Here is an 18651-nt window from a genome sequence, read left to right as displayed (position 1 = left end):
GCGATCAACTCCAAGTACCGCGCCGTCGGCCGCGACACCGACCACCGAACCCACAGGACCACCATCCAGATCGAGCACAACCCCTTGCCAAGCCCACCAGACGGCTAACCGAACGGCATTGCGACTAGGGCCTGTCCGACGGGGCGTGTCACCGACCCCGCACCCGACAGCACTGTCACCCGAATGGCGCCACATGACGTGCCACCCCCATGGGTGGAGATCAAGCTGGCTAGTGCCCCAACCGAGGTAATCCGTGAAAGGGGAACCCAATGCGCATTCGACGAATCCTCGCCGCCGTCATCGCCACGGCAGCCCTCGCCGGACTGGGCCTCACAGGCGCCGCCACAGCCACCGCCGCCGCACAGGGTGCCGCATCTTACGTCACCCCTTCTGAGTGCAAGCAGGGCGGCGGAACGCCCGATCTGGCGGACAACCTCTGCAAGGGCGGTATGCACGACGGGCAGAGGGTCGACTGAACCCCGCAAGGCGCCCCTAAACCCCACAAGGCGCCCCGCGGCCACGCGCCGCGGGGCGCTCCCGCGCGAGCGTAGCCGGGAGAGTCGCAGGGACTGTGCCGACCCGTTGGGCACGCCAGGTCCGAGTCGGCCCGGAAGCACGCGTCGGGCGGGAGCTCCCGAACGCCGTCGCGCCGAGCGCAGCGAGCTGCCAAGGCTTGCGCGGCCGTAGGTCGCGGCCCTCGCGGAGTACCTCGGGCACTCCGATCCGGGGCTGACGCTGAAGGTGTACGCGCACCTCATGCCAAGCAGAAGCGGGCCCGAAGGCTCTCGGGCAGGCTCTCCGCCCGCAAGATCACACGGGCTGAGGCTCCAGGGAGGTCCCAGACCGTGAAAATGCCCCTGATCCGCACCGAAAGCACAGATCAGGGGCGTGATCACGAAAGCTGCGTCTTCTTGCCCCGGGTCTTGTCGGGGATCTTGGTAACCTGCGTTTTCGCTGTTCAGGAGCGGTGCGCCTGGGCGCCTGGTGGTCGTCGTTGGTCGTCCCTGGCTACCGTTGAGCGAGCTCGGACGGCCCAGAGACGGCCCAGACTTCTACCCCGCCCGGTCCGACCCTCTACGCGCCGACCGGCAACTCCCGCGCTCGCTGGCGCGCTTGGGCCCGCGGCTCCTTTAGGCGGCTGCGGAACGCGTTGTGGCGGTTCTGGTTGGGGTTCAGTGGTAGGTCGAGTCGAAAGATGAGCTGTGACTCCAGGTCCCTGGGCTCGTCCTGCTCGACCCGGCACACTCGGGCATCGTCCGTCATCCACTGAGTCAGGGTGGCTTCACCGACCTTGCCGAAGGCCATCCCGCTTGCCGCTGCCCACGCGGACCGCAGACTGCTTGACGCCACCCAGGACTATCTCGGCTTTGGCTGGGCCCGGGAGCAGGTTCACCGGGCGTGCCTGTGCGGGCCGAGCACGATGCGCTGGCTCAGCCGACAAGGGGAATCACTTCCGGCTGCTGCCGTCCACGATGACCGGGGTGCCGTTGCCGGAGCCGCAGGGCACGGCGTAGACCGGGTTCTCCTTGGCCGCTTCCCTGTACGCGTCGATGCACTGGTTCATCAGAACCTTGTCGGTCAGAGAGTCGTTGAGGATCTTGTTGGCGCGGGCGGTGCCCTCGGCCTCGATCTTGCGGCGCTTGGCCTCCTCTTCCGCCGTGCGGGTTGCCTCGGCGGCCCGCTCGGTGGCCTCCTTTTGCTGGATCTTGCGGTCGATCTGCTTCTGGAGGGCGTCCGAAGGCTTGACGTTGCGCAGGTTCACGGCGGTGATGTCGATGCCGCGGGGCGCGAGTCGCTCCTTGATCAACGCGTCGATCTCCGCGTTGATCTTTTCTCGGGCCGAGGCGTATCCCTGCTCGCTGGTGTAGTGGGCGAAGACGTTCCGGACGATCTCCCGGCTGTCCGGGAAGACCAGTCGCTGCTGAATGGCGTCCTCGCTCCCTGCCAGCCGATACAGCTCCCCCGCCTTGTCCGGTACGACCGCCCACTTCACGGTCACCTCCACGTACATCACACCCCCCTGGGAAGACCGCACCTCGACGACGTCCTTGTCGGTGAGGTTGAGGTCGACCGGACGGGTCGAGAACGGCGTGACATCGGTGAACGGCGCCTTCAGATGCATCCCGGACGTCATCGGCGCACCCACCTTGCCGAACGTCACCGGCACGCCGACCTCGTAGGCGCTGACCACGTACACAGTGCTGGCGATGCCACAGAACACGCTGCCGAGCAGTGCGACGCCGGCACCCAGTCGAAGCCGGGACGAGCTTTGGGCACGGCCGACGAAATACATCACCACGGCGGCGAGAACGAGTAGGCATGACAGTACGAGCACGGTGACTCCCCCCTGAGAGACCCTCAGCGGTGCCCCCCGGCACCGCTCGCCAGTGGAGGATAAGGCATCCGAAGTGCGAAGAGATCAGCGGGCGTTCGCAAGCGGCGCCATTGCTACAGCGTCGGCCTGCGTGCTGTTTTTCAGCACCTACGTCGTCATCCTTCCCGACCACGTCGTCGGCTCGGGTCTGGGCGACGTCGACACAAGGAGGAGCCTTCGGCGAGCTAATGGTGCGCTCGTGGTGCGCGCACTGCCTACCGGTCTAGACAAAAAAGAACCCCCGGGTCTCTGACCTGGGGGTTTCAGATGGAGCGGGTGACGAGAATCGAACTTGCGCTCTCAGCTTGGGAAGCTCGGGTCTTCTGGGGGCCTTTTGGGCGGCTGAACTGCCCCGTGCCCGCAAGTTCGCCTGCGGTAGGACCTGGGCCGAGTGTGACGCCAAGTGCCGTGAACTGCTCGACAAGGTCGACCAGGGCGTGCCCGTACCGACCCGGTCGGCGCCTAGTACTGCAACTGCGTTTGAGGTGACGGTGCCGCAGTTCTATGGGCTGTGGCCGCGTCGTTTGTAGTGGCTGTGGCGGGCTTGGTGTTGTCGTCGGCGGCGCCAGTGGGACCAGTGCAGGACGGACTCGATGGTGTGGTGGGTGGGCAGGGCGAGGCGGTTGATCAGGCGACGGAGTTCGGGCACGCTGAGTGGGACGAGTGCGGCTGATCCGTTTCTGCATCCCCCTTTGCGAGTTCGTCGGCCCGTTGGGCGGTGAGGTAGGCGTGGGCGGCCATGGCGAGGGTGATGTGCCGGTACCAGCCTTCGTAGCGCCGCACCTGGTAGTGGGCGAGACCGCATTCGCCCTTGGCCGTCTGGAACGTTTCCTCGATTGCCCAGCGGGTGCCCGCGACACCGATGAGCTGGTCAAGAGTGGTCCCGGCGGGCGCGTAGGCGATGTAGTAGGCGATCTCGTGCGGGGCGGTGAGGCTGCGGCGGGCCAGGACCCAGTGCTGTCGGTCCGGCCGGTGGAAGGGACGGACTTCGGCCCGGGCCCAGTCGTAGATCCGCCGGCCGTGGGCACCGTCTCCGCAGGAGCGGCGCTTCCATTTCTGCCGGGGCAGGGCGGCGATGAGTTCGTTGATGCGGTGGTCCATGCGTCGGCGGGTGACGACGGTGTCGTTGCGGCGGGTCGCCATGACGTGGAAGATGTCCGCTTCCTCCAGGCGGTGGCGATCGAGGGTGGAGGGCATCCTCAAGATCACCAGGTATGGCGGGCCAGTCGTTGCCACTGGCGGTATTGATCGTGTATTCGGTCACGCCGGGATCACGTCAGGGCACGCTTCTGCGGTGGCCGCCGCGGCTCCCCGCTGTCTCAGTAGCTGGTGGCGAATCTGCTTGAGCTGGGCGAAGACGCCACGGGCCGGGGACTGCGGTGCCGCAGTCCCCGGCTTGCAGGGCGGTCCGGGGTGGACGGCGGTGCGCCGTCGGCCGGGGGTGTCACCTGTGGCGGTGGTAGCCGTGTTGACGGTGGGTGTTGCAGTCGGAGAGCTGGAAGGAGGCGATACGGGTGTTCCAGTTTCCGGTGCCATCGGCCGGTTGGTACTGGTTGGTGTACCAGAACGTACAGTTGTCCACCGGGTCGATCGCCATGGAGGTGTAGTCACCCCAGCGGTTGCTCCCGGTCTGGGAGCCTGCGCCGGTCCACACGGTGGTTTCGTGGAACGTCATCAGGTTCCGCGGGTCGTGTGCCAAGCGTCCGGTGACGCGGATCGAGGGATGGGTCTGGGAGGACGACTGTGAGTATCCCAGGGCGATGTCGCCCATCTTGTTCTGGGCGGCGGAGCCCATCCATCGGTACGTGGGCCCCGGAGCGTAGGTGCTCTGCTGGTGGACGACCGGTCGGCCGTGGTGCAGCCGCAGTTCGTACCAGCGCACGCCGACGCCGCCGCGGGCATCGACCGCCTGGTTGAAGACCAGGGACTGGTGGTCGCCGAAGTTGCGGTAGGCGAACCGGTACATGGGAGAGTAGGAGAGCGAGTCCAGTTTCTGGGTGGTGCCGGCTTGAGGGACGCACTGGGTGGGATCGGTACTCTCACACGCTCGGATGTAGGGGGCCACTTTGAGCTTCTTTGGGCCCGTGAAGGTGGTGCGGGCCTGGTCTGTCCAGTCGACGTGGAACCGCCAGTACTGCAGGCTGTCGTTGGTGGGGCCGAGGTTGATCAGCAGGTTGGGCGCGCCCCGCGGGGGTGGGGTCGTGCCGTCGAGGTCCGAGCCGAGCGGGATGGTCGATGCCGGGACGGTGTAGCACTGCTGGTCGGCGTCGGCTCCGCGCAGCATTCTGTGCCGGTCCCAGGCGCACACCTCGAAGAGCGCCCCGGCGGCGGTGGCCGCCACGTAGTAGGCGTCCGGCCACACCGCGAACTTCGGGTGGTCGGGGAGGTTCCGATACCCGAAGTCGTAGCGGTAGTACTCGCCGGTGGCGTCCGCGGTGCGGGAGACGCCCACGCACAGTCGATTCGTGGTGGTTCCGTCGTCGCTGGCGAACTGGTTGATGATCCAGCGGTGAGCCAGGGAGTCCCAGCGGACTTCGGGGTCCCCGAGGAAGTCGCTCTGAGCGGTCTCGCACGGTCCGCCGAACCCGCTGAACAGGGTTTGGGTCGTCAGCGGCCCCAGTAGCGTGGCACCGGATTTGGAGTACACCGCGAGTTCGAAGTTGGTGATCTCCACGATCTGGCGGGAGCCTACCGAGGCGTTGGGGTCAGGTGGGACGCCCCCGCCTTCCCGGATGCCCTCGAAACTGACGCCCAACCGGATCTGGCCCCGGTTGCCGCTGTGGTTCTGCACCACCCGATCGGGACCTGTGGCCTTGGCGAGGGACGGGTGCGGCACCTTTCTGGGGGACGTGACGTGGGGGGCGCGCCGGAGCTGTCTGGATCCTTGCCACAGCTCACGCAGCGGTGGCGAGGTGTCGTGGTGCACCGCGGGGCCGGAGTCAGGGGACCGAGAAGCGTGCGCGTGAACGGCCGGCTTGAGTACGGCTCTGACGGCGGGCGTGGCGGACCAGGACGGGGAGGCCACCAGGGCCGCTCCCACTGAGACGGCGGCAACGATCGAACGCAAGGCACGGGATACGTGCATCCATCCTCCGAACCGGTCGGTGAGCCGACCCGTTCGGCCGCCTGGTGGCGGCTTCGTCCGAGGCAGCCCCCACCGGCGGGCAGGGGCTGTCGGGACCTCCCCGCGCCTCCGGCACACCAGGTATGTTTCGAGGCCACGGTATGAGGACGGGCGACTCATCTGATTGCATGGAAAACCTAGTTATCCACCCCGTCCGCTCGACGCTGGGTGATCGGCGTCGTGTCTAGTGCGGCTCAGTCTTTTGGCGCTCCCTGCTTACGGCCATTTGAGAACTGGCCGCTGCCCTCCCTGTGGTGACGAGTCCCGGCTTGGTCCCGCTGCGCCTGCAGCTCCAAAGGTTTCAGAACGGTCCACGCGGGGCCCTCGGTGCCGAAGATTTCGGGTGTCAGTCAACCCGCATCGTGTAGCGGTCGCCTGGTTGCCGTTTGAGGGTGGTTGCCGTCAAAACGCCCCGGACCATCCCGGCCCGAGGCGTTCCCCCTGGTCACGCTTGTGCCCCCGGCAGGATTCGAACCTGCGACACCCGCTTTAGGAGTTCGATCGAGCTACCGGCTCGCCGTGGGACCGCCGCGGCATGAGCGGTGCGCCCACTCCGTGGGGCACCGCCGCGATCCGTATTCGTCCGTCCTCGTTGATGTCAGGCGTAGATGTCAGCGGCCCCGGTCAGACGATGGCACTCAGCTCCGGAGGCGGAGTCTGCCCTGCGTGACAGTGCAGACTCGGCCTTGCGAAGTGTGGGTTGGTGGCAATCTGTCCACAGATAGCCCAGGTCCGCCGGGCGAGGTACGACGCGGTGCCGCCCTAGTCACCGCCGTGCCGCTGCCCATCCTGAAGTGTCCGGCCAGGCATGGAGTTCGAGCGCCGCTGCCGCGCCACGAAGATCGCCGCCACGACTGATATTGCCAGGAAGAGCAGGGCGCCCCCGCCCGAAATCACCGTCAGCAGGGCTGCCCCGCCGCCCCCGACATCGTCTTCACGGGCGACTACCTGTGGATCGTCCGCCTGGTATCGGACGGTTAGTCGAGTGCCGACAGAGTTCTTACCTCCGCCGCTGCCTACCGGCAGATCCGCCACCACGGTTCGCCCAGCCACCTCGAACTTGACCTGGCAATGACCCAACATGCACGCGCCGCTCGTATGCAACGTCGCATGAGCCCGCTCGCCGTCTTGAAGGGAGCGTAGATGCTGGGCCGCCGGAAACATCACCAGCACCGACAGCGCGCCCAGTAGCAGCGCGAGCACCAGCGACATGAGTAGGGACGTACGAGGCCTCAAGCCACCTACGGCCGTGTTCTGCTGGTGCGCACTGGAGGCGCCTGCATTTGATATGCCGTCCAAGTCTCTTACCATTCGTTTCAGTTGCGTCGAAGTGGTGTGCTCGTCTCGAACATGGACTGCGCCACGTATCCGTGCCGCGTGCCAAGTCCCGGGAGCTGAGCCCCTGGACACTCGACGAGACCCTGGACTTTCTTGCCGCAGCCCGCAAAGGACCCGTTGTACGCGGCCTTCGTGCTCGCCATCGCCATGGGCCTCCGCCGAGGCGAGATCGTCGGTCTCCGCTGGACCGATGTCGACGTGGACAACCGCGTGATCTACGTCCGGCAGCAGACCCAGCGGCGGCGCGGAGTCCTCTACGACGACGAGACCAAGAACCGCCGCCGTGCCCTGCCGCTCCCGGCGATGTGCATCCCGCCGCTGCGCTGGCATCGGATGCGCCAGGCGGCCGCGAAGCAGCGTGCGGGGGAGTCCTGGGACGAGAACGGCCACGTCTTCACCACCCGCACCGGTCGCCCGGTCGAGCCGCGCAACGTGTACCGATCCTTCACCCGCGTCGCCGACTCCGCCGGCCTCCGCGTCGTCCGGCTGCACGATGCCCGTCACGGCTGCGCGACGCTCCTCACCGCGGCCGGGGTCGCGCCCCGCGTCGTGATGGAGATCCTCGGGCACAGCCAGATCAGCATCACCATGGACGTCTATACGCACGTCGTCCACGACACGCAGCGCGAGGCCATCAGCCACATGGACCGGCTGCTCAAGAGGCGCCCAGGCCGTGAGTGACCGCCCCGTTGATGTCAGAAGCTGATGTCAAAGGCCCCGGACCATGATCGGTCCGGGGCCTTTTGCCTGGTGCCCCCGGCAGGATTCGAACCTGCGACACCCGCTTTAGGAGTGGGATCGGATCTCTGCCGGGTGGTGCCCGGTGCTGCTGCGTGGTGCTGTCTTTCCTGGTCGGCGTCGCGAGGCAGACCGGCCGATCCTCCTCATGATGTCCCGTGCCGGACCGTCCGCTCACGCATCGCTCACGCGCGGAAGCTCGCGCTGGTGATGCTTGAGCGCGAGGTCAGAGCCGGCCGAGGTCGATCTTCACGGTGAAAGGAGCGGAAACTTTGACGACACCGGTGAACATGTCGCCGGTCCGGTAGCTCCTGGTCGCCGGGTCGAGGACATAGGTGTAGATCAGCGGGACACCGGTGGCGGCCTGCTCGATCCGCCAGTAGAAGGCGATACCGGCCTTGGCGTACTGGTCCACCTTCACAATCCGGTCAGTGGTCTCCGACCCCGGCGAGACGACCTCGGCCACCAGCAGCACGTGCTCGGGGCGGGTGGGTGTGACGTCGATGGTGTCCGCGCGGTAGACGACGACGTCCGGGCGGCGGTTGGTGAGCGGCACGTCCTGGAGGCGGACGTCGAAGTCCGTGTCGGCGTTCCAGTCCGGTCCGGCCGCGGCATCCAGCGCGTTCGCCAGGATCCGGGCGAGGCGGTTGTGCCGCTTGGACGCACTGGGACTCACGATGACCATCCCGTCCACGATCTCGATCCCCGCACACTGCTCCGCGGACCAGGAGTCGTACTGCTCCGCCGTGATCTGCTCATGCATCCACGCGGGGGCCACCGTCTCGGCAGTCATGACGCTCCTCCCGGACATCCGTCGGGCGGGCCCGATCCCGCCGGAATCAGCGTACTGTCCCTCGCGGGCCCCAGACACCGGACACATCATCTCCGGCACACGACCACGGTCATCGGCACCCTCGTTACTGTCCCGGTCCCACGTTCTCCAGGAGCAGCGACCCGGCGGCGGGGTTCGCCGCCGCCCGGGCGACAACCGACGGCGTCTTCGCCCGGGCGCCCGCAGGGCTTCGGCTTCCTCGCGAGCCATGGCCGGCTCCGGCGTTTAGCGCGCTGTCCGCTTCGGGGAGCAGGCTCGTGTACGTGTCCGACGTGATGGTGATCGAGGAGTGGCCGAGCATCTCCTGGAATCCTTGAGATCGGCGCCAGCCGCGTGAGCGGGGGTTGCGGCGCCGTGACGGAGGTCGTGGAGACGGATCGGCGGGGGCCGATCTCCTCGTACCAGATCGACGAAGCGCCGTCCGACATTGGCGGGGTGGAGCAGCTCTCCGTTCTTCGGCGCCCGTCAATGGCGGCGCCGACCCAAAGACGCCTCCCAGGCGCAGCTCCCGAAGTGGATGGCAGCGATCGACCGCTTCACCCCCGTCAAGATCCTCGGTCTAGGGCTGTTGCTTTCGGCGGCCAATCTCAAAAACGCGCCCCTGACCATCGCCGCGGGCGCCTCGATCAGCTCTGCCGGGCTCCCCGTGCCACAGCAGATCGGAACGCTCGCGATCTTCGTGGTCATCGCCTCCCTCGGAGTGCTCGCACCACTCGCCGTCTACCTGGCCATGGGCGAACGTGCTAGAAGCATCCTCGGCAACTGGCGAGACTGGGCCGCGCAGCACAACGTCGCCGTCCTGGCCGTCCTGTTCTTCGTGCTCGGCCTCAAGCTCCTGGGCGACGGCATCAGCATCCTCGCCACGTGAGATCGTCGCGCTAACCGTCGCCCTGCTCGATGTGCAGATGGATCGGCCCGCGCAGAACGGGGCTGCGCCGGTACGGTGGCGGGTCGGCGAGCCTGGGCCGGTCGAGGCGGCGTACCAGCTCGGTCAGCGCGATTTGGGTTTCCCTCCGGGCCAGTGGGCCGCCGAAGCACAGGTGGCTCGGAGGGGCGTGAGATCGCGGCGGGAGGCAGCTACCACGGAGGCGCGCGACCCGCATCGCCGAGCCACCCAACGCACCTTCCCCTGCCATCCCCAAGCTTCTACTTGCCTGTCCGCTCCATTCCGAACTCCCAGGTGTACTCGGAGAACGGCGCCTGTGGCGTCGTCGTCCATCCGTCGATGGATCTGGGGGTGCGCTGGATTTGTCCTGTCACCTTGGTGATGGCGATCTGGACCGCTGGGGCACCGCCGATGGTCTCTCCGTTGCCCCCTCGATCAGTTGCCAGGGCCCGGGGCAGGAGAGGCCCCAGCCGTCGTCGAAGCCCCAGTCTTCGTCCCAAGTTCTCGGACCTGCGTCCGACCGCCCTGGTCCAGGTCCACCTGGGCACCGTCGGGCCCTTTCCAGCAGTCTCCCGTTAGTTCGCTGGTTGAAGCGTCATGGACGGTCGGCAGCGTGGGACAGCGGAGCGCCCCGCACCCACCGGTAGCTACTACAAGCGCGACGGCCCTCCCCAACGTGCGCCATCTTCTGCGTGCTCGAACACTCATGTTGCCCCCTGTGCACCCCAGGTCGACACGCTGAGCGCCGATTTGAGCATGTTTAGAACAGCTCTGTTTCCATGGCTGGGTCGAGGTCCGGCGGTGCCTGATGCACGGCCGGGCCGGTGTAGGTGCGGTCAGCTGCCCTTGGGCTCCTGGCCGTACATCCGATGGCGGGCCAGGTGTCCGAGGTGACGCGGCCACCGGTGGTTGTGTCCGGTCCCCGGAGATGCTTGACATTTCGGCCCCGGCTGATGGTTGTCAGTGGCCCCGCTCACCTGACCGACGAGGCACCGGTTCCCGGGCAACCGAATCCGCCGAAACTGTGGTCTGGAGGGCGAGGGAGGGTGCTTGATGCAGGCCAAAAAAGAGGCCGAGTTCCAAGAATTCGTCAGAGCGCGGTGGTCCCATCTCGTACGGACCGCGTATCTGCTCACGGGCGACGTGCACTACGCCGAAGACCTGACTCAGACGGCGCTGGCCAAGGCGTACCGCTCATGGCGGCGCGTCTCGCGCAGCGACAAACCGGAGGCGTACGTCCGGCGGATACTGGTCAACTGCAACAACGACCGGTTCCGCAAGCGGCGGGTTACGGAGGCTCTGACCGCGGCGCCGCCGGAGGTGGCCGGGCGCGACGAGGCCGTCTCGTGGGCCGACGAGCGCAGCGTCCTGCTCGCGGCGCTGGCCGGACTGCCGCCAAAGCAGCGGGCGGTGATCGTCATGCGCTACTGGGAGGACCTGTCCGAGGCCGAGGTCGCCGAGGTGCTCGGCTGCTCGCCCGGCACGGTCAAGAGCCAGGCGTCCAAGGCGCTGGCGAAGTTGCGTACGTATCCGGGGCTCGCGCAGGTCGTGGACGAACCTGTCCGCAGCCGAGTGTCGTCCGGGCAGGAAGGCAGCAGGTGAACGAGGAACAGAAGCCGCAGGGGACGGGAACCAGCGGGGACTTCGAGGAGCAGCTGCGCGAGCTGCTCGCCGAGGACGCGAACACGATCCGGCCCGCGCCGGTGCCGTATCCGGTGATCCGCCGCCGGGGCACGATCGAGCGGCGACACCGGGTGGCGGCGACCGGGGCGGCCCTGGTGACGCTGGCGGCGATGCCCGTGGGGGCGTACGCGCTGGCCGACGGGGATGCAGGTGGGAACACGGTGGCATCGACACCGTCGGTCAGCGCCACACCGCGGACATCAGCGACGCCGTCCGCGTCGCCGGCGAGGCCCGCGCGGCCGGCCACGGAGGAACAGCTCCTCGACGGGATCACCTTCGGGCAGGCCGTCGACGGGTTGAAGAAGTGCCTTGCGTACGACCAGTCGCACACACGCGGCCCGTCCGGCCTCCGCACGGACTTGGGCGCGGCCGAGGAGTACCGGATCATCCTGGCGATGAACAGCAGCGGCGACTCCAACGCGCCCGGCGATGGCATGTACGTCGTCGCGGTGAAGGAGCAACCGAGGCAGACCCGACTGATCTGCAACGTGAAGGACGGCAAGGCAAGCGGTCTCAACGCCAGCGTAGGCTCCGACGATGCGCCGGGCGCCGGCCCCGTGATGGCCGACATCAACGGCGACAAGCTCTACCAGCAGTCGGTCCTCGACCGCGGCAACTGGAAGCTGCCGTTCCGGTGGGGTGTCATCGGCACCGTCGAGCCGTCAGCGGCCCGGGTGACCGTCTCCTACGGCGGCGCCACCAGCCAGGCCGCCCTGGACCACGGCTGGTTCGTCGCCTCTGGTGTCCTGAACCAGCAGGTCACCGTGGCCCCGCGCATCAAGGGTTATGACGCCGACAGCAAGCTGGTCTACGACTCCGACGAGGACAAGCACTACGAGAAGCGGCTGCCGTAGCGCCACCCGGCCAGGGCGCCACACAGGGGCGGCGCCCCCGGATTTCGGCCAGTGGTGCGGCACGAGGGCCTTTCTGGTCTCTGGCGCAGGTGTGGCAATCCACACCGAGCCAGAAGGCCCTCACCCACCTTGAGATCCCTGAGCCAAGAGCCCCGTCACCAACCTCTGTGGACAGAACATCCAGACGACTGCGCTCCGCTCGGCCAAGTCCCGCGGCGCATCCCGGTCGTGACGGTCACGTCTTCGTCGGGCCCCAGGGCGGGCAGTTACGACGGAGCAACTTCCGGGACGACTGGGTCAAGGCCTGGAAGGCCGCGGGCGTCGCGGCCGAGCTGCACTTCCACGATCTACGGCACACGGGCAATACGCTGGCCTCCACGGCCGGGGCCAGTACGCGTGAGGTGATGACGCGGATGGGGCACAGCAGCTCGCGGGCCGCGCTGATCTATCAGCACATGACCAGTGACCGTGACCGAGCCATCGCCGACCGGCTCGGGGCCGTGATCCGGGGTGGTGGGGGAGCGGCTCCGGGCTCCTCCGAAGAGGGCCCGAGCGGACGTAGTGGCACGCGTGTGGCACGGCGCCTGGAACAGCGAAGGGCCGGCCTGGGACGAAACCCCTCCTGAGCCAGCCCTTCTGTCTGTGCCCCCGGCAGGATTCGAACCTGCGACACCCGCTTTAGGAGTTCGATCTACGCCCGTCTCTGGAGCCGTTGTCGCCCGGTGAGACGGCCGGGTGGGGACGCCGGTGTATGCCGCCGTCCGGCCTCGTTGATGTCAGCCGTGGATGTCAGGTCGTCTCGTTGCCTGACCGCAGCCCATGAGTACTGGGCCGCCGTACGACGCGGCGCCCCCAGAGTGCTCTCCCGAGTTGAGTAGCTGTACGGATAGGAGGCGATCAGCCGGCGGAAAGATGATCGTGTCCATGACGTATCTGGTGCGGGCTGCGAAAGCAACTTTCGTGGCTGCCGCAGCCACGCTCGCCGCATGGTGGCTGTTCCACGGCATGTACACGCTGATCGACCACACCACCGAAGCCGACAGCGCACGCAACCCCCTCTCGGGAGTCCCCTATTACCTGGCTGCCAACGCGATAGGCATCGCCTTCCAACCCTTCGCCCTGTGGGCCGGCCTCAGACTGGCCAAAGTCCGCGGCAACCATTTAGCGATCACCATCAGCGCCTACGTGTGGGCCACGATGACCGCAGGACACCTCGTGGACTCCGTCCCCGGCCCGTGGGAGGCCCTCCTGTGGGTGGCCGTCCAGTCCGCCGCCACGACCGGCGCCTCGCTCCTGCAAGCCAGGCTCATGCCCACCAGCACACAGCCCAAGAAGCGGTCCTCTTGACCCGGCGCCCGGTGAAGATACTCGTGCTGCGCGCTATGACGTGGCCGATCCTCGTCGCGTTTAATGTCGTGGCCCGTGTGTGGACGCTTCTTGGCTCGACCAGCCGCCGCGGAGCCCGCCGACTCACAGGCAGTGACACCGCCCGGCAGGCTCGGCAGGCTGCCGAGGCCCGGCTGCGTGCCAGCCCACGCATACGCGGAGAGCACGCCGCTGGTGTTGCGTCTCCTGGTCATCGAGGATTACTACACCCGCGGAATGGTCGGCTGGGATCTGTTCACTCCGGTATGGCCCGCCCACCGGGTGTCCTGCTGGATGCGTTTGACGGCTTACTACAGTTCCCCGCTGCCGCCGGCCGAGACCATCACCCGGATCCTCGACGCGGGGAAGCAGCCCCTGTCCGGTATCCCCTTTACCCACGACACGGCCCACGAGGACGGCCAGGGCGAACTTACCCATGCCGGTCACACTTTCACCTGGGATCAGCCAGGCTCGCCGGTTTCCGAACCCGAACAACCGGCAAACGCCTACCGGTTCGATTGCGAGCCCTCGGCGGCGAGCGTGGGCGGTATCCGCCGCCGGTACGGCACGGTGTTCGCGCTGGCCCTGCCGCCGGACGACTACTACCGGATCCCACGATGACGGGATCTCGCAGGACGTGTGAGGATTTCGCTTTTCGGATCAAGATCTGGACGCCACGGCAAGTGAAGCGCGCAGGCTAGCGGTTGATCGGGATCTCGTAGACGATCTCGCAGTGAGCGGCGGGCACCACGATGTCCGCCGTCTCGACGGGCCGTCCCTGGTCGCTGTAGTACGTCCGCCGGATGAGTGTGACAAGCGCGGCCTTCTGGATGCCCAGAAGCGATGCCTCCTCGGCGGTCGCCTGCCTCGGCTCCGGCTGCTCCACGGCGTGGCTGACGGTGACGCCGATCGCGGCCATGCGGTTCACGACGCCCGCCCCCGCGTGGGGGCCTCCCTCGGGGAGGACGACGAGAGTGCCGACGGTGAGGTCGTACGGCTCCCAACTCGTCGACAACTGCGCTGGCCTGCCGTCCGCCAGGAACTCGTACGTCGTGCGTACGCACAGCTCGCCCTCGGCGATCCCGAGTCGCGTCGCGATGTCTGCGGGGGCCGGCACCTTGGCGTCCGTCCGACTCTCCCAATCCCCTTGCCTGCCTACGGCCTTCATGTCGGCCCGGAAGGGCGACCCGGTCGGCTGCTCGCGCGCCGACGACCGCACCACCCGCACACGCGGTCGGGGCTCGGCGACGTAGGTACCCGACCCGGCGCGGCCCTCCAACACACCTTGGGAAATCAGCAACTCCTGCGCCCGGCGGACCACGTTCTCGCCCACGCCGCACTCCTGGCCGATCTGGGTGCGGGAGGGCAGGCGGTCTCCCGGCTCCCACACGTGCTCCACGATCCGCCGCCGGAGTTCGTCGGCGATGCGGAGATAGGGCGGCTGCTCAGGCATATGGAAAATCTAGTCCACTAGCTCTAACCTAGTTAACTAGCTTCACTAAAAGTGATCGCCGGTGACGGAGGCTGCCCTGTGCCCGCTTCGGGAGTTAGCGCGGCGGCCATCGCTGCCCGGCTGTCCGCCCTCGGGCTGCCCACGCGAACGGAGGAACACCCCCGGCACACGTCGGTGGAAGCGGAGGTGCCCGATGCGCTCTCCGCCGAGTCATGGCGGGAGGTCCTGGACGTGGTGGCTGAGGCCGATCGATTCGGGCTCCTCGCCACCAGCTTGAACGGCTGCACCTTATGGGCGGTCGTGAACAAAGCGGTCCCCACGACGGGCGATGTCGGGGGACCGAGCTATCAGCGATAGGAGCTGAACAGCATGCTCAACCGTATCCGCCGCGCCTTCACCCTCACCAGGGCACGGTACTCCTCAAGAGGCAGGCACCGCCGTGCGTTAACGCCCTCCTGCCCTCCGGTGTCTCCTTCCGCCTCCCATGCATCCGTTGGCGTGTCGACTCTCTTCCTGGGCCGGGCAGTCGTCAGTGCGGCGACCCACCGAAACCCGCTCATGGGGGAGGAAGTCGCACTCGTCCGCCCGTACGTGCTGGCGTCAGAAAGACGTGTTCGGACACGCTCGATGGTCATCGCTCCTCACCTGCCGTCGGGTGCCTGGTCTTTCCTCACGGGGGGCCGCTGATGCCGCCTCGTCGTCAGCTGCACATTTCGGATACCTCGGCCGTCCCCTACCGCTCGACCGCTTGCAGGATCGGCACTCACTCCTCCTGCACGGAATCCTCCCCGGCCTCGGTACCAGCCGACCTCCCGGTGTTCTGCGAAGCGTGTGCTTGCCCGTGCCACTCGTCTGCCCGCCCGTGCATGCCCACGGAGGTGACGCGGTGAGCGCCTGGGCACCCGGCGGAGCACTGGTCTCCAGCATCGAGATCACCGCGGCCACCGTCCAACGCGGCGACGTCATCCAACTTGGCGGCCAGGCCTGCCGGGTGGGAGACCTCTTCCAGCTTCCTCAGGGAGCGAAGCAATTGGTCTTCGAGTCGGGCGAGTTACTGACCATGCACGCGCGTACCCGGCTCGTCGCCGTGCGAATGCTGAGAAGGCGGTGACTGGCCCCATGCGCTCACGCCACCACGACATCGCTGACGACCTCCGGCGGCAGATCGCCACGGGCTGTATTCAGCCCAGCGAACGCCTTCCATCCGAAGCTGACCTTGCCGACCGGTACGAGGTCAGCACGGTGACCCTGCGAAGAGCCCTCTCCGTGCTCCAAGGCGAAGGCCTTGTTGAGAAGATCCACGGCAAAGGCAACTTCGCCCGTCGCCCTCCCCGCAAGATCTTGTACGTCGGCGGCTGGGGCACTTTGGACCTGTGGACCGCCGCCGAGCCGGCATTTTGACTTCGTCCTCGGCCAGATCGAGGAGGCTGCCTGATGGCCGGTCCCCGCAAGCGCAATCCCAACGGCGCCGGCACCATCACCAAGCGCAAGGACGGCCGTTACCAATGCGCCGTGTACGTCCTCCAGCCGGACGGCACCCGCGCTCGCAAGTTCGCCTATGGCAAGACCTGGGCCGAGTGCGACGCCAAGCGCCGGGAACTTCTCGCCAGGGTCGACCAGGGCGTGCCCGTGCCCACCCGCTCGGCCAAGCTCTCCGAGTGGCTGCCGTACTGGCTGGACAACGTCATCAAGCCTCGGCGGAAGCTCAGTACGTACGACAAGTACGAAGCGCACGTTCGGCTGTACCTGGTGCCGTTGATCGGCGCCAAGAGGCTCGAATCCCTCGGTGTCGCCGACGTACGCCGCTTCCTCGTCCGCCTGGAGAAGGAGACCACTGCGGCAACCGCCAAGGAGTCCCATCGTGTTCTGAGGTCGGCGCTGTCCTCCGCCTGCCGGGAGGAACTGATCACGCGCAACGTCGCCAAGCTCGTCGAGCCGCCCCGTACCGACAGCCGTGAACTGAAGCCCTGGACCCTCGATGAGACGCTCGACTTCCTCGCGGCCTCCCGCAAGGACCCGTTGTACGCGGCCTTCGTGCTGGCCATCGCGATGGGCCTTCGCCGGGGAGAGATCGTCGGCCTCCGCTGGTCGGACCTCGACCTCGAAAACCGCGTCCTCTACGTGCGCCAGCAGACGCAGCGCCGCCGGGGCGTCCTCTACGACGACGATCCCAAGAGTCGCCGTCGCCGGGTCGTCTCGCTGCCCGCCCTCTGCATCGCGCCCCTGCGCTGGCATCGGATGCGGCAGGCAACTGCTCGTGCCAAGGCGGGGGAGCAGTGGCAGGAGCCCGGCTACGTCTTCACCACCCGCACCGGCCGCCAGGTCGAGCCGCGGAACGTCTACCGCTCCTTCACCCGCGTCGCCGAGTCCGCCGGCCTCCGGGTGATCCGCCTGCACGACGCCCGGCACGGCACGGCCACGCTCCTCACGGCGGCCGGAGTCGCGCCCCGCGTCGTGATGGAGATCCTCGGGCACTCTCAGATCAGCATCACCATGGACGTGTACACGCACGCGTCGTGCAGGACACGCAGCGCGAGGCCATGAGCCACATGGACCGGCTGCTCAGGAAGAGGCGCCCCGGTCGTGAGTGACCGCCCTCGTTGATGTCAGATCTGGATGTCAGAAGGGGGCCACCTCCGAAAATCCGGAGGTGGCCCCCTTCTGAACTGGTGCCCCCGGCAGGATTCGAACCTGCGACACCCGCTTTAGGAGAGCGGTGCTCTATCCCCTGAGCTACGAAGGCGATAGCGACTAATGCTGCTGATCCCGGACACATCGGTCCACCGATCCGGCGATGCGCCAGCGGACTGGCACGCCGCCGCCAGTGTAGCGGGTGGCGGCGTGCCAGCGAGGGGGTCACCCCGCCCGGCACCAGGAGGACGCTGCCCGGCCGCCGGTCGGGCGTGTGGTCACCTTCACCTGCAGTGCCGAGGGCGATGGAGCTGATCACCAGGCGAAGCCGAGGTGGATGAGTAGGGCTCCGGGGCGCCGTAGGCGGGGAGGCGTTTGTCCCAGTGGGAGTAGTCGAGGGTGCTGTTGGTGGACTTGCTGTCCTGACGGAATCCCTTGAGACAGCCGCCCACGACCGGCACGGCGGCGATCTTGCTGTCGATCCGCTCCAGTCACATCGCGTGCCATGTCCTAAGCGTGAGGAGTCCGGGCAGGTCAGGAGGCAATTTATGTTCACCCCTCCGGCGGTGTGTCAGCGATATATGGCCAGTCACGCGTGGAACGCCGCAGGCGAGCGGGGGGTGGTCAGCGACGTTGGCCATTTTGAGCGGTGCTAGTCGGCCAGCGTGGACTGCGTTACCTCGTTCGGCCGACAGCGGTCGCTCGTGGTCGTCAGTCGCGATGTCATGGCAGTGCGACCGCGCTCAGATCGGATGTGCAGCGGGTTTCGCACTTCAGAGAGGCGAACCCTTGCAAGTCAGCCTCGGAAGGAGACAGCGATGGAGCGCAACCGGGGAGATCGTGTGCAGTACAAGGGGCCAGAACATCCAGAAACGTACGGGAGGGATTCAGCGTGTCCAGGGCCGGCCTCCCCAGGTGAGGTACACCGTCCGCGACGAGCAAACCAACGTGGAAGAGCAGATCGAGGACAGGCAGACCGAGCGGGCGCTGTAGGTATGGTCACGCTGCTGGAGAAGGTCGCCAGCTCCTGCCAGGCGGCCGCTCCTCTTCGAACCGGTCGCGGGTGCGGCAGTCGAGGGTTCGTCCGCCCGCTGGTCGAGGATTCACGCTGATCCGGGCGTCGGTCAGGCGGTCAGGCACACGTGCGGCTACGTGGCGGCCAGACCCACAGCCTGACCCTGTTCCGCCTCTGGGCAAGGCAGAGTCCTAGCCTCGATCAGCGGCTCGGCGTCCGTGCCGCCAGCGAACGTCACCGCCTGTGCGGGCCGGTAGCGGTGCCGCCACGGATCGCCGCCGACCTGGCGCGGTGATGGACGGTCCGTTTCCGGTTCCCGGCCCTCCTCGGGGAATCGAGTCTCCATCAGACCCGGATT

General features: G+C 67.4%; 16 protein-coding genes, 1 tRNA gene and 7 pseudogenes. 13 read left to right on the top strand and 11 right to left on the bottom strand.

The window, feature by feature from the left end; translation table 11 throughout:
- The first annotated feature begins 269 nt into the window (after positions 1–269).
- Positions 270–476: a hypothetical protein gene (locus ACZ7L9_RS37225; protein ID WP_471421948.1), complete on the top strand. Its 207-nt coding sequence runs from the start codon at positions 270–272 to the stop codon at positions 474–476.
- A gap of 211 nt (positions 477–687) precedes the next feature.
- Positions 688–823: pseudogene (locus ACZ7L9_RS37220) on the top strand (site-specific integrase); the annotation flags it as partial.
- Positions 824–1074: 251 nt separating this feature from the next.
- Here ACZ7L9_RS37220 and ACZ7L9_RS37215 read toward each other — a convergent pair.
- From ACZ7L9_RS37215 to ACZ7L9_RS37195, 5 genes and pseudogenes are all read right to left on the bottom strand, one after another.
- On the bottom strand, positions 1075–1263 hold the full coding sequence (locus tag ACZ7L9_RS37215) for a GIY-YIG nuclease family protein (protein WP_471421950.1): 189 nt from the start codon (positions 1261–1263) through the stop codon (positions 1075–1077).
- Between the two features lie 184 nt (positions 1264–1447).
- Positions 1448–2335, bottom strand: a complete 888-nt coding sequence (locus tag ACZ7L9_RS37210) for a prohibitin family protein (protein WP_471421947.1) — start codon at positions 2333–2335, stop codon at positions 1448–1450.
- A gap of 666 nt (positions 2336–3001) precedes the next feature.
- Positions 3002–3553: pseudogene (locus tag ACZ7L9_RS37205) on the bottom strand (IS701 family transposase); the annotation flags it as partial.
- 265 nt (positions 3554–3818) lie between these two features.
- A complete protein-coding gene (locus ACZ7L9_RS37200; protein ID WP_471421946.1) occupies positions 3819–5168 on the bottom strand; it encodes a hypothetical protein in 1350 nt (449 codons plus the stop codon).
- 1092 nt (positions 5169–6260) lie between these two features.
- A complete protein-coding gene (locus tag ACZ7L9_RS37195) occupies positions 6261–6710 on the bottom strand; it encodes a hypothetical protein (RefSeq protein WP_471421945.1) in 450 nt (149 codons plus the stop codon).
- A 161-nt stretch (positions 6711–6871) separates the two neighbouring features.
- Here ACZ7L9_RS37195 and ACZ7L9_RS37190 point away from each other — a divergent pair.
- Positions 6872–7517 (top strand): annotated as a pseudogene (locus ACZ7L9_RS37190) (tyrosine-type recombinase/integrase); the annotation flags it as partial.
- A 283-nt stretch (positions 7518–7800) separates the two neighbouring features.
- Here ACZ7L9_RS37190 and ACZ7L9_RS37185 read toward each other — a convergent pair.
- Both ACZ7L9_RS37185 and ACZ7L9_RS37180 read right to left on the bottom strand, forming a co-directional pair.
- Positions 7801–8367: a Uma2 family endonuclease gene (locus ACZ7L9_RS37185; RefSeq protein WP_471421944.1), complete on the bottom strand. Its 567-nt coding sequence runs from the start codon at positions 8365–8367 to the stop codon at positions 7801–7803.
- 124 nt (positions 8368–8491) lie between these two features.
- Positions 8492–8707: a hypothetical protein gene (locus ACZ7L9_RS37180; protein WP_471421943.1), complete on the bottom strand. Its 216-nt coding sequence runs from the start codon at positions 8705–8707 to the stop codon at positions 8492–8494.
- Between the two features lie 126 nt (positions 8708–8833).
- Between ACZ7L9_RS37180 and ACZ7L9_RS37175 the strand changes: the two genes are divergently transcribed.
- Positions 8834–9274: a GAP family protein gene (locus tag ACZ7L9_RS37175; RefSeq protein ID WP_471421942.1), complete on the top strand. Its 441-nt coding sequence runs from the start codon at positions 8834–8836 to the stop codon at positions 9272–9274.
- A 10-nt stretch (positions 9275–9284) separates the two neighbouring features.
- Here ACZ7L9_RS37175 and ACZ7L9_RS37170 read toward each other — a convergent pair.
- A pseudogene (locus tag ACZ7L9_RS37170) lies at positions 9285–9449 on the bottom strand (cytochrome P450); the annotation flags it as partial.
- 896 nt (positions 9450–10345) lie between these two features.
- On the opposite strand from ACZ7L9_RS37170, the gene ACZ7L9_RS37165 reads away from it, so the two are divergent.
- From ACZ7L9_RS37165 to ACZ7L9_RS37145, 5 genes and pseudogenes are all read left to right on the top strand, one after another.
- Positions 10346–10894, top strand: coding sequence for a SigE family RNA polymerase sigma factor (locus tag ACZ7L9_RS37165; protein WP_471421941.1), 549 nt, complete (start codon positions 10346–10348; stop codon positions 10892–10894).
- Positions 10891–11829: a hypothetical protein gene (locus tag ACZ7L9_RS37160; RefSeq protein WP_471421940.1), complete on the top strand. Its 939-nt coding sequence runs from the start codon at positions 10891–10893 to the stop codon at positions 11827–11829. Before ACZ7L9_RS37165 ends, ACZ7L9_RS37160 begins: the two co-directional genes overlap by 4 nt.
- A 215-nt stretch (positions 11830–12044) precedes the next feature.
- Positions 12045–12362: pseudogene (locus ACZ7L9_RS37155) on the top strand (tyrosine-type recombinase/integrase); the annotation flags it as partial.
- A 391-nt stretch (positions 12363–12753) separates the two neighbouring features.
- Positions 12754–13176 carry a hypothetical protein gene (locus ACZ7L9_RS37150; RefSeq protein WP_471421939.1) on the top strand — a complete coding sequence of 141 codons (423 nt, stop codon included), beginning with the start codon at positions 12754–12756 and terminating at the stop codon, positions 13174–13176.
- Between the two features lie 177 nt (positions 13177–13353).
- Complete coding sequence (locus ACZ7L9_RS37145; protein WP_471421938.1) at positions 13354–13815, top strand: hypothetical protein; 462 nt, start codon at positions 13354–13356, stop codon at positions 13813–13815.
- A 76-nt stretch (positions 13816–13891) separates the two neighbouring features.
- On the opposite strand, the gene ACZ7L9_RS37140 is transcribed toward ACZ7L9_RS37145, so the two are convergent.
- Complete coding sequence (locus ACZ7L9_RS37140) at positions 13892–14647, bottom strand: GntR family transcriptional regulator (protein WP_471421937.1); 756 nt, start codon at positions 14645–14647, stop codon at positions 13892–13894.
- 78 nt (positions 14648–14725) lie between these two features.
- Here ACZ7L9_RS37140 and ACZ7L9_RS37135 point away from each other — a divergent pair, with 78 nt between their 5' ends.
- From ACZ7L9_RS37135 to ACZ7L9_RS37120, 4 genes and pseudogenes are all read left to right on the top strand, one after another.
- Positions 14726–15004, top strand: a complete 279-nt coding sequence (locus ACZ7L9_RS37135; protein WP_471421949.1) for a hypothetical protein — start codon at positions 14726–14728, stop codon at positions 15002–15004.
- 529 nt (positions 15005–15533) lie between these two features.
- A complete protein-coding gene (locus ACZ7L9_RS37130; protein ID WP_471421936.1) occupies positions 15534–15758 on the top strand; it encodes a hypothetical protein in 225 nt (74 codons plus the stop codon).
- Positions 15759–15766: 8 nt separating this feature from the next.
- Positions 15767–16039, top strand: a pseudogene (locus tag ACZ7L9_RS37125) (GntR family transcriptional regulator); the annotation flags it as partial.
- Between the two features lie 42 nt (positions 16040–16081).
- Positions 16082–17238: pseudogene (locus ACZ7L9_RS37120) on the top strand (tyrosine-type recombinase/integrase).
- Positions 17239–17314: 76 nt separating this feature from the next.
- Here the strand turns inward: ACZ7L9_RS37120 and ACZ7L9_RS37115 are convergent.
- Together ACZ7L9_RS37115 and ACZ7L9_RS37110 are read right to left on the bottom strand one after the other, a co-directional pair.
- Positions 17315–17390: transfer RNA gene (locus ACZ7L9_RS37115), tRNA-Arg, on the bottom strand.
- Between the two features lie 1036 nt (positions 17391–18426).
- Positions 18427–18651, bottom strand: a 225-nt coding sequence (locus ACZ7L9_RS37110; protein ID WP_471421935.1) for a hypothetical protein, incomplete at its 5' end; no start/stop codon positions are given.

The sequence above is a fragment of the Streptomyces sp. NPDC111516 genome (assembly GCF_055635345.1).
Note: the sequence above shows the minus strand (reverse complement) of the source record. Positions and strands in the feature narration are given on the sequence as shown.

Bases quoted from the DNA above. Each gene is read 5' to 3' on its own strand.
- ACZ7L9_RS37185 (WP_471421944.1), bottom strand. From the start codon at position 8,367: ATGACTGCCGAGACGGTGGCCCCCGCGTGGATGCATGAGCAGATCACG.
- ACZ7L9_RS37140 (WP_471421937.1), bottom strand. From the start codon at position 14,647: ATGCCTGAGCAGCCGCCCTATCTCCGCATCGCCGACGAACTCCGGCGG.
- ACZ7L9_RS37165 (WP_471421941.1), top strand. From the start codon at position 10,346: ATGCAGGCCAAAAAAGAGGCCGAGTTCCAAGAATTCGTCAGAGCGCGG.
- ACZ7L9_RS37150 (WP_471421939.1), top strand. From the start codon at position 12,754: ATGACGTATCTGGTGCGGGCTGCGAAAGCAACTTTCGTGGCTGCCGCA.
- ACZ7L9_RS37195 (WP_471421945.1), bottom strand. From the start codon at position 6,710: ATGTCGCTGGTGCTCGCGCTGCTACTGGGCGCGCTGTCGGTGCTGGTG.
- ACZ7L9_RS37180 (WP_471421943.1), bottom strand. From the start codon at position 8,707: ATGCTCGGCCACTCCTCGATCACCATCACGTCGGACACGTACACGAGC.
- ACZ7L9_RS37225 (WP_471421948.1), top strand. From the start codon at position 270: ATGCGCATTCGACGAATCCTCGCCGCCGTCATCGCCACGGCAGCCCTC.
- ACZ7L9_RS37215 (WP_471421950.1), bottom strand. From the start codon at position 1,263: ATGACGGACGATGCCCGAGTGTGCCGGGTCGAGCAGGACGAGCCCAGG.